13 protein-coding genes and 1 pseudogene are annotated in these 13,218 nt (G+C 66.5%); 8 read left to right on the top strand and 6 right to left on the bottom strand.

What is annotated here, in order from left to right:
* Nucleotide 1: 1 nt before the first annotated feature.
* From gshA to ACQ7JA_RS24020, 4 genes are all read right to left on the bottom strand, one after another.
* Nucleotides 2-1,303 (bottom strand): glutamate--cysteine ligase, encoded by a 1,302-nt coding sequence (gene gshA / locus ACQ7JA_RS24035; RefSeq protein ID WP_430902226.1) that lies wholly within the window; start codon nt 1,301-1,303, stop codon nt 2-4.
* 143 nt (nt 1,304-1,446) lie between these two features.
* The gene (locus ACQ7JA_RS24030) at nt 1,447-2,850 is read right to left on the bottom strand and encodes an ammonium transporter (RefSeq protein WP_430902225.1); all 1,404 of its coding nucleotides are present in this window, start codon (nt 2,848-2,850) and stop codon (nt 1,447-1,449) included.
* Nucleotides 2,851-2,860: 10 nt separating this feature from the next.
* The gene (gene glnK / locus ACQ7JA_RS24025; protein ID WP_231059620.1) at nt 2,861-3,199 is read right to left on the bottom strand and encodes a P-II family nitrogen regulator; all 339 of its coding nucleotides are present in this window, start codon (nt 3,197-3,199) and stop codon (nt 2,861-2,863) included.
* A gap of 19 nt (nt 3,200-3,218) precedes the next feature.
* Nucleotides 3,219-3,953: a TorF family putative porin gene (locus ACQ7JA_RS24020; protein ID WP_430902224.1), complete on the bottom strand. Its 735-nt coding sequence runs from the start codon at nt 3,951-3,953 to the stop codon at nt 3,219-3,221.
* 270 nt (nt 3,954-4,223) lie between these two features.
* Here ACQ7JA_RS24020 and ACQ7JA_RS24015 point away from each other — a divergent pair.
* Nucleotides 4,224-4,454 (top strand): annotated as a pseudogene (locus ACQ7JA_RS24015) (accessory factor UbiK family protein); the annotation flags it as partial.
* Between the two features lie 153 nt (nt 4,455-4,607).
* Nucleotides 4,608-7,070 (top strand): adenosylcobalamin-dependent ribonucleoside-diphosphate reductase, encoded by a 2,463-nt coding sequence (locus tag ACQ7JA_RS24010; RefSeq protein ID WP_430902223.1) that lies wholly within the window; start codon nt 4,608-4,610, stop codon nt 7,068-7,070.
* Nucleotides 7,071-7,090: 20 nt separating this feature from the next.
* Here ACQ7JA_RS24010 and ACQ7JA_RS24005 read toward each other — a convergent pair whose 3' ends face one another.
* Nucleotides 7,091-7,369 (bottom strand): hypothetical protein, encoded by a 279-nt coding sequence (locus tag ACQ7JA_RS24005; protein WP_430902222.1) that lies wholly within the window; start codon nt 7,367-7,369, stop codon nt 7,091-7,093.
* A 23-nt stretch (nt 7,370-7,392) separates the two neighbouring features.
* On the bottom strand, nt 7,393-7,554 hold the full coding sequence (locus ACQ7JA_RS24000) for a DUF4124 domain-containing protein (protein ID WP_430902221.1): 162 nt from the start codon (nt 7,552-7,554) through the stop codon (nt 7,393-7,395).
* A 155-nt stretch (nt 7,555-7,709) separates the two neighbouring features.
* Between ACQ7JA_RS24000 and ACQ7JA_RS23995 the strand changes: the two genes are divergently transcribed.
* From ACQ7JA_RS23995 to ACQ7JA_RS23970, 6 genes are all read left to right on the top strand, one after another.
* Entirely contained in the window at nt 7,710-8,222 is a 513-nt protein-coding gene (locus ACQ7JA_RS23995; protein ID WP_430902220.1) for an adenine phosphoribosyltransferase, read from the top strand.
* A gap of 110 nt (nt 8,223-8,332) precedes the next feature.
* Nucleotides 8,333-9,853, top strand: coding sequence for a YifB family Mg chelatase-like AAA ATPase (locus ACQ7JA_RS23990; RefSeq protein ID WP_430902219.1), 1,521 nt, complete (start codon nt 8,333-8,335; stop codon nt 9,851-9,853).
* Nucleotides 9,854-9,899: 46 nt separating this feature from the next.
* Entirely contained in the window at nt 9,900-10,403 is a 504-nt protein-coding gene (locus ACQ7JA_RS23985; RefSeq protein ID WP_430902218.1) for a hypothetical protein, read from the top strand.
* The gene (locus ACQ7JA_RS23980; RefSeq protein ID WP_430902217.1) at nt 10,400-11,140 is read left to right on the top strand and encodes an ABC transporter ATP-binding protein; all 741 of its coding nucleotides are present in this window, start codon (nt 10,400-10,402) and stop codon (nt 11,138-11,140) included. The genes ACQ7JA_RS23985 and ACQ7JA_RS23980 overlap by 4 nt, the downstream gene beginning before the upstream one ends.
* Nucleotides 11,137-12,687: a putative ABC transporter permease subunit gene (locus tag ACQ7JA_RS23975; RefSeq protein WP_430902216.1), complete on the top strand. Its 1,551-nt coding sequence runs from the start codon at nt 11,137-11,139 to the stop codon at nt 12,685-12,687. Before ACQ7JA_RS23980 ends, ACQ7JA_RS23975 begins: the two co-directional genes overlap by 4 nt.
* 71 nt (nt 12,688-12,758) lie before the next feature.
* Complete coding sequence (locus ACQ7JA_RS23970; RefSeq protein ID WP_430902215.1) at nt 12,759-13,100, top strand: DUF1840 domain-containing protein; 342 nt, start codon at nt 12,759-12,761, stop codon at nt 13,098-13,100.
* The last annotated feature ends 118 nt before the right edge of the window (nt 13,101-13,218 follow it).

Here is a 13,218-nt window from a genome sequence, read left to right as displayed (position 1 = left end):
ATCAATACACTTCGGGGTTGGGGTCGGTGCGCTCGAGCTCGAGCGACGCCGCCAGCAGGCCCAGGCGCGCCACCACGCCATAGACGTAGAAGCGGTTCGGCGCGGCCGTACCCGGCTTCGCCTTCAGGTCCGGCACGGCATGTTGCTGGGCAAATGCCAGCGGCACGTACCGGGAACCGGGCGCGTTCAGGTTCTGGTCGATGCCGCGCTCGGCGTGCACACGGTAGAAGCCGCCGACCACGTAGCGGTCGATCATGTACACCACCGGTTCGGCCACCGCATCGTTGATGGATTCAAAGGTCGGCACGCCTTCCTGCACGATCATGTCGGTGACGGCCAGGCCATCCTTGATGACGGTCATCTTGGCGCGCTGGGCACGGCTCAGGTCCTTCACCTCGCTGGCATCCTTGACGCTCAATACGCCCATGCCATAGGTGCCGGCGTCCGGCTTGACGATCACGAAGGGCTTCTGCTCCTTCATGCCGTATTCCTTGTACTTCTTCTTGATCTTCGAAAGCAGGGCCGAGACGGCGTCGGCCAGTTGTTCCGTGCCCACGTCTTCCTGCAGGTCGACCTCGCCCACCTTGCTGTGCAGGGGGTTGACCAGCCAGGGATCGATCTCGATCAGCTTGCCGAACTTCTTGGCAACCTCATCAAACGCTTTCAGGTGGTTGCTCTTGCGGCGCAGCGCCCAGCCGGCATGGACCGGCGGCAGCAGCGACTGCTCGTGGATGTTTTCCAGGATCGAGGGGATGCCGGCCGAGAGATCGTTGTTCAGCAGGATGGTGCAGGGATCGAAATCGGCCAGGCCGACGCGGCGCCCGTTCGGCGAGCGCACCAGGGGCTCGACCACCAGCATATTGCCGTCAGGCAGCGCCAGCGGGGTCGGCTGGGTGACCTCCGGCGACAGCGAACCCAGGCGCACGTGCAGGCCGGTCTGGCGGAAGATCTGCATCAGGCGCGCCACGTTCTGCAGGTACATCGGGTTGCGCGTGTGGGTTTCCGGGATCATCAGGAGGTTGCGCGCGTCCGGACAATACTTGTCGATCGCAGCCATGGCGGCCTGCACCGCCAGCGGCAGCATCTCGGTGGACAGGTTGTTGAAGCCGCCCGGGAACAGGTTGGTGTCCACCGGGGCCAGCTTGTAGCCGGCGTTACGCAGGTCCACCGAGCAATAGAACGGCGGTGTGTGCTCCTGCCACTCGAGACGGAACCAGCGCTCGATCGCGGGCGTGGCTTCGAGGATTTTCTTTTCCAGGTCGAGAAGAGGACCGGTCAGGGCGGTGGCGAGGTGCGGAACCATGGGTGGACGTCCTAGTGATGGCTTGTTTGAATTATATCGTCGCGCAAAGGTGGGGACGATGTTGCCATTTTAAAGACGTATGATTGCCCGTGACGCAAAAAAGGCGCCCGAAGGCGCCCCGCGAAGCATTCAGCCGTTCCGGATCAGGAATGGTAGGCCGATTCCCCATGGCTGGTGATGTCCAGCCCTTCGCGCTCCTGCTCCACCGGCACGCGCAGGCCGATCACCACGTCCACCAGCTTGAAGGCGATGAAGGCGACGACGGCCGACCACACGATGGTGATGCCGACGGCTTGCGCCTGCACCCAGACCTGGCCGGCGATCGAGTAGTCCGGCGAACCTTTGTTGGCGATGTAGTCCCAGATGCCCTGCCCGCCCAGCTGCGGCGAAGCGAAGACGCCGGTCAGCAGCGCGCCCAGGATGCCGCCCACGCCGTGCACGCCGAACACGTCCAGCGAGTCGTCGGCGCCCAGCAGGCGTTTCAGGCCGGTCACGCCCCACAGGCAGACCACGCCGGCCAGCAGGCCGATGACCAGGGCGCCCATCGGACCGACGAAGCCGCAGGCCGGGGTGATGGCCACCAGGCCCGAGACCGCGCCCGACACCGCGCCCAGCAGCGAAGGCTTGCGCTTGAAGATCCACTCGCCGAACATCCACGAGACGGCCGCGCAGGCGGTCGCCAGCAGGGTGTTGATGAAGGCCAGGGCGGCGATGTCGCCCGCTTCCAGCGCCGAGCCGGCATTGAAGCCGAACCAGCCCACCCACAGCAGCGAGGCGCCGATCATGGTCATGGTCAGCGAGTGCGGGGCCATCGATTCGCGCCCCAGACCCGTGCGCTTGCCGATCACATAGGCGCCGACCAGGCCGGCCACGGCGGCGTTGATGTGCACCACGGTGCCGCCCGCGAAGTCGAGGGCGCCCTTCTGCCACAGGAAGCCGGCGTCGGCGGTGACCTTGGCCAGCGAAGCCGCATCGGTGATCGCGTCGGGACCGGCCCAGAACCAGACCATGTGGGCCACCGGCAGGTAGCCGAAGGTGAACCAGATCACCATGAAGGCCAGCACTGCCGAGAAGCGCACGCGCTCCGCGAACGCGCCGACGATCAGGCCGCAGGTGATGGCGGCGAAGGTGCCCTGGAAGGCGACGAAGATGAACTCGGGGATCATCGTCTCCTTGCTGAAGGTCGCGGCCTGGCTGAAGGTGCCGGCGGCGGCGTCGTAGATGCCGTTCAGGAAGACGCGGTCGAAGCCGCCGATGAAGGCGGTGCCGCCCTGGGTGAAGGCCAGCGAGTAGCCGTACAGGCACCACAGGACAATGATCAGCGAGAACACCATGAAGACCTGCATCAGCACCGACAGCATGTTCTTGGCGCGCACCAGGCCGCCGTAGAACAGGGCCAGGCCGGGAATCGACATCATGATGACGAGCAGGGTCGCCACGAACATCCAGGCGGTGTCGCCCTTGTTGATGGAAGGCGCCGCCAGGGCCGGCAGCGCCACGCTGGCGGCGGTAAGGCCGGCCAGGACTTTGGTAAGGGTGGATTTCATCGGGTTCCTCTTACAGTGCGTCGTTGCCGGTCTCGCCGGTACGGATACGGATGACCTGGTTCAGGTCGGCCACGAAGATCTTGCCGTCGCCGATCTTGCCGGTGCGGGCGGCGCCGGAAATGGCGTCGATCACCTGCTCGGCCACGGCGTCGTCGACGGCGGCCTCGATCTTGATCTTCGGAAGAAAATCGACCACGTATTCCGCGCCGCGGTACAGCTCGGTGTGGCCCTTCTGGCGGCCGAAACCCTTTACTTCGGTGACCGTCATGCCTTGCACATTGATCTCCGACAGCGCTTCACGGACTTCGTCCAGCTTGAAGGGCTTGATGATGGCGGTAATCATTTTCATGGTGATACCTCTTTGACTATCAGAAAGTTTTGGACAGGCTGAGCACGACCATCGAGCGACCCAGGTCCTTGCCTTCGGGGCTCAGGTAGGCCTTGGTAGTGGCCTTGACCCAGGCCATCGACACGCTGGCGACGCCGAAGTCCTTGGTGATGCCGGCCTTGTAGTCGGTGTACGAGTAGGCGCCGTTGTTGTTCACTTCCTGGCGGCCCGCATGCAGGTTCAGGAGCATCTTGTCGCCGATGTCGATGTCGGCGCCGAGATCCAGGTAGCCGCTGCGCTTGCTGTTCGCGGTGCCGAACAGGTTGGTGGTCGAGTGCGAGTACTTCACGTAGGCCGGGCCGAAGCCGAGGCGCGCGTAGAGTTCGAAGGTGTTGGCACTCGGGTTCAGGTCGTTCGACGGGTAGTAGTAATACAGGCCGCCAACGTCATAGGTCAGGTTTTCGCTGATGTTGCCGCGCTTGCCGCCATACAGATCCCATTCGATGCTGCCGTCGCCGCCAAGATCCTTGGTCCACTTGATGGTGGACAGCCAGGTGCCCACGTACAGGCCGGTCGGGCTGTGCGTGTAGTCGACGCCGCCCTGCAGCGCGCCGTTCAGGCGGGTCTGCGACAGGCCGCGGTAACGGTAGTCGCTGGTGATCGAGGCGTTGTAGCTGATCTGATGTTCAGGAGTCGCTTCTTGCGCGAAGGCGGGAACGCTGGAAAGGGCCAGGATGGCCCAGCTCACTGCTGCTGCACTTGCTTTGCACTTCATGACATTCCCCTTATAGTCAACTTGGCTCCGGGCGGAGCTGTTGCGGTTTACAATCCTGTCTGCTGCACGCCTGATAACTCTTTAGCAGGATGCGTGCCAGCGCAAAAACCGCTGCCTGGGGTGGTTTCGGGTGCTTGTTTTCTCAGCCATCCGCCCCATTTGCGATAAGAACAAGCCCGTCAACCGGCGCAAAGGGTTGCCAAGCCCGCGCCACGCACCAAAGCGGATGTCGCTGCACTGTCGTGGTGCAGCACGCCGCCTGACCAGGAAATGGATATGAACAACTTCTTCAACGACATCCAAGGCAAGATCAACCAGGCGCTGGAAAGCACCCCGGCCAAGGACATCGAGCGCAACGTCAAGGCGATGATGACCCAGGGCTTCTCCAAGCTCGACCTGGTCACCCGCGAAGAATTCGACATCCAGGCCCAGGTGCTGGCCAAGACCCGCGCCCGCCTGGAAGCGCTGGAGCTGCGCGTGGTGGAACTGGAAGCCCGCCTGGCCGGCCAGTCCGGCGCGAGCGCTTCGGCCACCCCTTCGGCCGCCGCATCTTCCGCCGGCCCGCTCCCCGGCGCCACCGATCCGGCCACGCCCCACGTCGTCCTCGACAAACCCTGATTCTGCGACGGCATTCATGCCGGTGAGGTGCGCACCATGAATGCAGTCGACACGGCGCCGGGCGGCCTGCCGCCGCAGGAAGTCTCGCTCGACGTCCTGCGCGAGAAATACGCCAAGGGCGCCGAAACCGGCATCGTCGACGTACGCCGGCGCGTGGCGCGCGCCCTGGCCGCGCTCGAAGCCGAAGACGGGCGCGAGGAGCGCGAAGCGCACTTCCTCTGGGCCCAGGAACAGGGCTTCGTGCCCGCCGGACGCATCGCCTCGGCCGCCGGCCTCGGCCTGCAGGCCACCCTCATCAACTGTTTCGTGCAGCCGGTCGGCGATTCGATCTCCGGCAACGACGGCCCCCTGCCCGGCATCTATACCGCCCTGGCCGAGGCGGCCGAGACCATGCGCCGCGGCGGCGGGGTCGGCTACGACTTCAGCGCCATCCGCCCCATGGGCAGCAAGGTCCACGGCACCCGCTCGCGCGCCTCCGGACCGGTCTCCTATATGGAAGTGTTCGATGCCTCCTGCCGCACGGTCGAATCGGCCGGCGCGCGGCGCGGCGCCCAGATGGGCGTGCTGCGCATCGACCACCCCGACATCGAACGCTTCATCGCCGCCAAGGACGCGGGCGGCCTCACCAACTTCAATATCTCGGTCGGCGTCAGCGACGACTTCATGCGCGCGGTGGAAAGCGACGCCATGTTCGACCTGGTCCACCGCGCCGAGCCGGGCGAGGAAGACATGGCCGGCGCGCGCCGCCTGGACGATGGCCGCTGGTCGTATCGCCAGGTGCGCGCACGCGAGCTGTGGGACCGCATCATTGCCTCGACCTACGACCACGCCGAGCCGGGCGTGCTCTTCATCGACCGCATGAATGCGGAAAACAATCTCTGGTACGCCGAACAGCTGCACGCCACCAATCCCTGCGGCGAGCAGCCCCTGCCCGCCTACGGCTGCTGCGACCTGGGTTCGGTGAACCTCACGGCTTTCGTCGACGATCCGTTCGGCGCCAGCCCCTCCTTCGACTTCGAGCGCATGTGCGAAGTCGCGGCGGTGGGCGTGCGCATGCTCGACCTGGTGCTGGACGCGACCGAATGGCCGCTGCCGCAGCAGCAGGCGGAATCGCAGGCCAAGCGCCGCATCGGCCTCGGCTTCCTGGGCCTGGGCAGCGCCCTCGTCATGCTGGGCCTGCGCTACGATTCCGACGAGGGGCGGGCGATGGCCGCGCGCATCGCCGAGACCCTGCGCGATGCGGCCTATGCCACCTCGGTGGCGCTGGCGCGCGAGAAGGGTCCCTTCCCGCTGTTCGACGCGGACAAGTACCTGGACGGCCAGTTCGTGCAGCGCCTGCCCGACTGGCTGCGCGAGGCGATCCGCATGTACGGCATCCGCAACTCCCACCTGCTGTCGATCGCGCCCACCGGCACCATCTCGCTGGCCTTCGCCGACAATGCCTCGAACGGCATCGAGCCGCCCTACTCCTGGACCTACCAGCGCAAGAAGCGCATGGCGGACGGTTCCATGCGCGGCTACCAGGTCGAGGACCATGCCTGGCGCCTGTACCGCCGGATGGGCTACGACGTGGACGCCCTGCCGCCCGCCTTCGTGACCGCGCTCGAGATGCGCGCGATCGAGCACTTGCGCATGGTGCAGGCAGTGCAGCCCTTCGTCGACACGGCGATCTCGAAGACCGTCAACGTGCCGGAAGACTATCCTTTTGACGACTTCCGCGATCTCTACAGCCAGGCCTGGCAGGCGGGCCTGAAGGGCCTGGCGACCTACCGTCCGAACACGGTGCTGGGCAGTGTGCTGTCGACCTCGAACGCAGCCCCGCAGGCCGCGCAGCCTGACGAAGACCCGCTGCGCAAGCGCTTCGAGCGGCGGCCGCTGGGCGAGCTCGAATCGGTGACCTCCAAGATCGAATACTCGACCCAGGAAGGCCGCAAGACCGCCTACCTGACGGTGAGCTTCATCCGCGCCGACGGCATCTTCGATGGCAGGCCGGCGACCATCGAGCGTCCCTTCGAGTTCTTCATGCCCTCCAACCAGCGCACCGACGGACAGCAGTGGATTACCGCCTCGATGCGCCTGCTGTCGATGGTGGCGCGCGCCGGCGGCCCGATCGCGCGGGCGCTGGCGGACATGCGCGACGTGGTATGGGAAAAGGGCCCGGTGCGCTGCGGCTACCTCACGCGCGAGGACGGCACCCAGGTGCCGGTTTACCACGATTCGGAAGTGGCGGCGATCGCCTTCATGCTGCAGCGGGTCCTGATACGCCGCGGCTTCCTCGACGCCTGGGGCAACCAGCTGGCGGTGCCGGAACTGGCGCGCCGCTTCGCCGCGCGCGGCGAGGGCCTGTCTCTGGAAACCGAGCCGCAGCCGGCGACCGCAGCCGGCGCCCTGCCGACGGTCAGCGGGGCCAAGTGCCCGGAATGCGGCGCGCGGGCCCTGCGCAAGGTGGATGGCTGCACCCGCTGCGGCGAGTGCCACTACGTGGGCGAGTGCGGCTGAGCGCCGTCGAACGCGCCCGGCTATATCTCAGGCAGGTCGTAACCCGTGCGCAGGCGCGCCTCGCGCAGCACGGCCTGGGGCGGCTTGCCCAGGATGCGGACAAAGGCCCGCCGCATCCTTTCCTCGTCGCCCAGTCCGACCAGTTGCCTGTCGATGCGGGCCGTCACCAGCGCGTGCGAGTTGCGCAGCGCCGCCATGAGCTGGACCGGCTTCTCGCTCGAGGACCAGCCGTTGGCGCGATACAGGTGGAGGACTTCGTCCTGCTCGATGGTGTCGGCGAGCGATACGTCGATATTCAATTGAGGGCTTTCGGGTTGATGAATCAGGAGCAGAAGCTGCCGACGTCGCGCTGGGCGACCTCGCGGTCGTTCCGGTCGCCGGAATCCACCCTCCCCGAGGCATCGACCCATTTGTACACCTGGGCATGGCTATCGGCTGCGGCCATCGCGCACAGCAAACCCAGCGCGGCGGCCAAGCACTTCACTCCCACAACATTCTCCAGCGCAAAAAAGACAGCCTAGCACGGCGATGTACCTGGAAAAGTCTCCAAATCTCGCAGCAACATCGCGCAGCCTTTGCGCAGACCGGCGATAATCGCGCTTCCCTCTCCATTCGCTTCACCATCCACCGCTACTACCCATGAACGATTTCAACAGCGTTCCCCTGGAATTCTTCCAGGACTATCCGGAACCGGGCGTCAATTTCATCGACGTCGGCTGTATTTTCGATAATCCCGAGTATTGGCGCCTTGCCGTCGACACCTTGCACGCGAAGACCGATGAATTGCACTTCGATTTCATCCTGGCCATGGATGCGCGCGGATTCATGATCGCCGGCGCACTGGCTTTGGAGCACAAGGTCGGCTTCGCCATGGCGCGCAAGGCCGGTAAATTGCCGGGAAAATCAATCAGCATCGATTACAAGCGTGAATATGGCAGCGCGACCATCGAGATCCAGCCCGAGCGCATCAAGGGCGAGCGCGTGCTGATCGTCGACGACGTGCTGGCCACCGGCGGCACCATCGAAGCGGCAGCAAGCCTGCTGCGCCAGCTGGGCAAGGAGGTGGTCGGCGCTGCGGCCCTGTTCGATATCGCTTTCTTCAAGGACAAACGCGCGCTGACGATGCCCGTCGTGACCTTGCGCGAGGTCTGAGGCCTGCCACCGCCAGCCCAGGCCGCGCGTGATGCAGGCTTGGGTGGGCTCAACAAGCGAAGTTTCAAGCGGTGCCACCATCCTGCGAGTTCTCACTTCCAGGATGCCCCATGAGCCTCGCCGTCTTACGCAGTCGCGCCCTGGCCGGCATGGCGGCGCCTGCCGTCAATGTCGAGGTCCACCTGGCGAACGGGCTGCCCGCCTTCACCATCGTCGGCTTGCCCGACGCCGAAGTACGCGAGGCCAAGGACCGCGTGCGCGCGGCCCTGCAGAACTCCGGTTTCACCATCCCGCCGCGCCGCATCACCGTCAACCTGGCGCCGGCCGATCTGCCGAAGGAATCCGGCCGCTTCGACCTGCCGATCGCGCTCGGGATCCTCGCGGCTGCGCAGATGATCCCTTCCGAAGGGCTGGCGCGCTACGAATTCGCAGGTGAGCTCTCACTCTCGGGCGAATTGCGGCCCATCCGCGGCGCGCTGGCCATGACCTTCGCCATGCACCGCCACAGCGATGGCGGCCGCCCCCGCGCCTTCATCCTGCCGCTCGCGAATGCGGATGAGGCCGCGCTGGTGAGCGACGCCGCCATCTATCCGGCGCGCACCCTGCTCGAGGTGTGCGCCCACTTCGCCCACGGGGCCGACCATCACAGGCTGGCCCGCCATCAGGGCAGCGCCTCCATCGTTCCGCCCGACTACCCGGACTTCGCGGAAGTCAAAGGCCAGCAGATGGCCAAGCGCGCCCTCGAGGTGGCGGCGGCGGGCACGCATTCGGTACTGCTCATCGGGCCGCCCGGCGCGGGCAAAAGCATGCTGGCCTCGCGCTTTCCCGGCCTGCTGCCGCCGATGAGCGAGGACGAGGCGCTGGAGTCGGCCGCGGTGCAGTCGATCGCCGGGACGTTTGCGCCGGAGCGCTGGCGCCGCCGGCCGTTTCGCAGTCCGCACCATACGAGTTCCGGGGTGGCCCTGGTCGGCGGCGGCAACGTGCCGCGGCCCGGCGAAGTCTCGCTGGCGCACCACGGGGTGCTGTTCCTGGACGAGCTGCCGGAGTTCGACCGGCGCGTGCTCGAGGTGCTGCGCGAACCGCTGGAGTCGGGCCACATCACGATCTCGCGCGCCGTGCACCAGGCCGACTTCCCGGCCCGCTTCCAGCTGGTCGCGGCGATGAATCCCTGTCCCTGCGGCTGGCTCGGGCACGTGTCCGGCAAGTGCCGCTGCACGCCGGAGGCGGCGCAGCGCTACCAGGACCGCGTTTCCGGCCCCCTGCTCGACCGCATCGACATCCAGCTGGCGGTTACGGCCATGCCGGCGGAGAGCATCAGCGCACAGGCCGAGGGCGAGGCGAGCAGCCAGGTGGCCGAGCGGGTCGCACGCGCCAACGCGATCCAGCTCGCGCGCCAGGGCAAGCCCAACCAGCAACTGGCGCCACGCGACATCGACCGCCATTGCCGGCCTGACGCCGCCGGCGAAGCGCTGCTGCGCGCGGCCATGCAGCAGCTGCACTGGTCGGCGCGCGCCTACCACCGCGTGCTCAAGGTGGCGCGCACCATCGCCGACCTCGCCGGCGCGGAACACGTCGCGGCCGGGCACGTCGCGGAAGCGATCCAGTACCGGCGCGCGCTGCGCGAGGGGTGAAACGCGAACGGTGTACGGAAGAAGTGCTGCCTGCTACCATCGTGGCATGCACATCAAACAACTGTTTCTCGCAGGCCTGGGCGCCGCGCTGCTGGGCGGATGCTCGCCGACCTACAACTGGCGTGACTACACCAGCAGCGACGGCGCCTATCGCGTGCTGTTCCCGGCCAAGCCGTCCACGCACACGCGCAGCGTCGATCTGGGCGGCATCCGTGTCGACATGACGATGACGGCCGCCGAGGTCGAAGGCAATACCTTCGCCGTCGGCACCGCGGTGGCGCCGGATGCCGCCATGGCGCAGGCAACGCTGCCGGCGATGCGCCAGGCGCTGCTGCGCAATATCGGCGCCGCCGACACCGCCGCCGCTCCATCGTCCGGCGCGCCGCTGGAGGTCGACGCGACCGGCAAGGGCAATGGCGGACCGGTCCGGCTGGTGGGACGCTTCGTGGCGAAAGGCACGCGCGTCTACCAGGTCATCGTGGTCGGCAAGCCGGGCGCGATGAAGCCCGAGGAAACCGAGCAGTTCCTTTCTTCCTTCGCGCCGCAATGACGACGAACGACACCTTTCCCGCCCTGCGTATCAAGGGACTGCACAAGGCCTACGGCCGGCCCGCCGTCGACGGGCTCGACCTCCAGGTCGAGCGCGGCGAGCTGTACGCCCTGCTCGGCCCCAACGGCGCCGGCAAGACGACCACGCTGCGCATCGTATCCGGCCTGGTGGCGCCGGATGCGGGACGCATCGAGGTGCTCGGGATCGACCTGGGAGAGGCGCCTGGGGAGGCCAAGCGCAGGCTGGCCTACCTGCCGGACGATCCCATGTTGTACGGGAAGCTCAAGCCATTCGAATACCTCGAATTCGTCGCCGGCCTGTGGGGCGTAGGCGCCAAGAAGGCGGAGGCGCGTGCCCGCACCCTGCTCGACTGGCTCGACCTGAGCCAGCATGCGCACGAGCTGACCGAAGGCTTTTCGCGTGGGATGAAGCAGAAGCTGGCGCTGGCGGGCGCGCTGATCCACGATCCGGAACTGCTCATCCTCGACGAGCCGCTGACCGGACTGGACGCCGCCGCAGCGCGCCAGGTGAAGGACCTGCTGCTCTCCCACGTCGCCAAGGGCGGCACGGTGATCCTGACCACCCACATCCTCGAAGTGGCGGAGCGCCTGGCCCAGCGCATCGGCATCATCCGCCAGGGGCGCCTGATCGCCGAAGGCACGTTTGACGAGCTGCGTGAACGCACCAGTGGCGCCAGCCTGGAGGAAGTGTTCCTGCAACTGACCGCGCAACCATGATGGGCGCACCCGGCAGCATCGGCTGGTTGCTGCGCCACGAGGTCAGGCTCGCCTGGTATAACGCGTCCCCGGGAAAGGCGAACAGCGCCCGGCGCCCGGGAGCGGCGGGCCTGGCCACGGTCGGCCTGGTATGGCTGGCCCTGCACGGGATCGCCTTCTTCATCGTCGGACGTACTGGCGACATCGACACGAGCGATCCGCGCGTGCTGGTCGCGGTGACGGCGCTGCTGTATGGCTGCATGACCTTCATGCTCTCGAGCGCACTGCACACCAGTGTGCTGGTGTTGTTCGAACGCGGCGACATGGATCTGCTGCTCTCTTCGCCCCTGTCCTCGCGCAGCATCTTCACGGTGCGCCTCGGCGTCGTGGTGGCGGGCACCGCGGCCCTCTACCTATTCTTCCTGACACCGTTCGCGCATGCAGGCGCCGCGCTCGGGCATGTGCGCTGGCTGGCGGTGTATCCGGTGGTGGTGGGCTGCGCGACGGTGCTGGCCTGTGCCGCGATGCTGCTGACGCTGGCGCTCGTGCGTCTCATCGGCGCGCGCCGCACGCGCGTGGTTGCCCAGGTCATCGGTGCGCTGGCCGGCGCGCTGCTGTTCATCCTGGCGCAGCTCTTCAACTACCTGTCGGGATCGCGCGAAGCGCAAGCGATGGAGGCATTCTCGCGCGCCTTCTCTTCCAGCGGTGCGCTGGGCGCAGCCAGTCCCCTCTGGCTGCCGGGCCGCGCGCTGCTGGGCGAGCCGTGGCCGATCCTTGGCCTGGTGCTGCTTGCCGGCGCGGCATTCGCACTGACGGCGGCGTGGACGCACCGCTTCTTCGTCCATGGCTTGCAACAGGTGGCGTCGTCCTCCAGGGTGTCGCAGCGCTCGGGGCGCGAGGTGCGCTACCGCTTCGGCGCCGGCCTCTTCGACACCGTCGTGCGCAAGGAGTGGCGCCTGATCAGGCGCGATCCGCACCTCATTTCACAGGTGGCGCTGCAGCTGATCTACCTGCTGCCGATTTTCCTGCTCGTATTCGGCGAGACCGACATCCAGTACCCTGCCATCACGGCCGGCCTCACCCTGCTGTGCGCGTCCCTGACTGCCTCGCTGGCGTGGATCGTCGTGTCGGCGGAAGACGCGCCGGACCTGCTGGTGATGGCGCCTGCCTCCTCGAGACTGATACGCCTCGCGAAGCTGGCGGCGGGCGCGATGCCGGCGCTGGCGATCGCCTTCATTCCCCTGGCCTGGCTGGTCATGCGCGAGCCGCTTGCAGGGCTGCTGGCCTGCTTCACGGTGAGCGGCGCGACCTGTACCGCGGCGGTGATCGTGCACTGGTGCGGCAAGCCGGCCACGCGCAGCGATTACACGACCCGCGGCAAGACCGACACGCTCACTTCCCTGCTGGAGGGGGCGAACAGCCTGGCATGGGGTGGACTGGGATTTTGCATGAGCTCGATCGCCGGTGGAAGCGCCACGGACGGCTACCTGGCGGGCGCCGCGCTGACCGCGATGGCGACGGTGGCGATTCTGGGGCTCGCATGGCTGCTGCGGCGGCCTGGCGCATAAATGCGTGCGCGGGATGACCGCTTTTTCAAGACGTGTTATCGTTTAGTCACTAACAGAAGAACGGAATAGCTATGCTGATCACTTTCAAATGCAAATCCTATCCTGAGGTCCTGATGTACCAGGAACATGCCAAGCGCATCCTCGACCTGCTGCATAAGGATCTGGAACGCGGTGTCATCACCGCCGAGGAAGCGCCGCGCGCCGTCGCGCTGCTCGAGGGCGAAATCGAGGAAAGCCGCAAGCACCAAGTCTCGGAACAGGTGGAGCGCGATGTTCAGGCGCACCATGGCGAAGTCGAGGACAACGAACACGAGCCGATCGAGCTCGTCACCTTCTCCACGCGCGCCTACCCGCTGCTGGAAATGCTGCGCTCGGCGCGTGACAACAAGACCGACGTGCTGTGGGGCGTCTGACCGGATTCGATTCCTGCTTGGCAAACTGAAGAGAAAGCCCGCCCGACGCAGAGCGGGCTTTTTTATTGCTGCGAGGGTGAACAGGAATGACGGCCGCAAAGCAAAAAGCCCGCTCAGA

This window comes from Massilia sp. BKSP1R2A-1 (genome assembly GCF_050586525.1).
Lineage (GTDB): Bacteria > Pseudomonadota > Gammaproteobacteria > Burkholderiales > Burkholderiaceae_D > Telluria.
The sequence above is the reverse complement of the archived record's forward strand: the minus strand, read 5'-3'. Positions and strand labels throughout refer to the sequence as shown.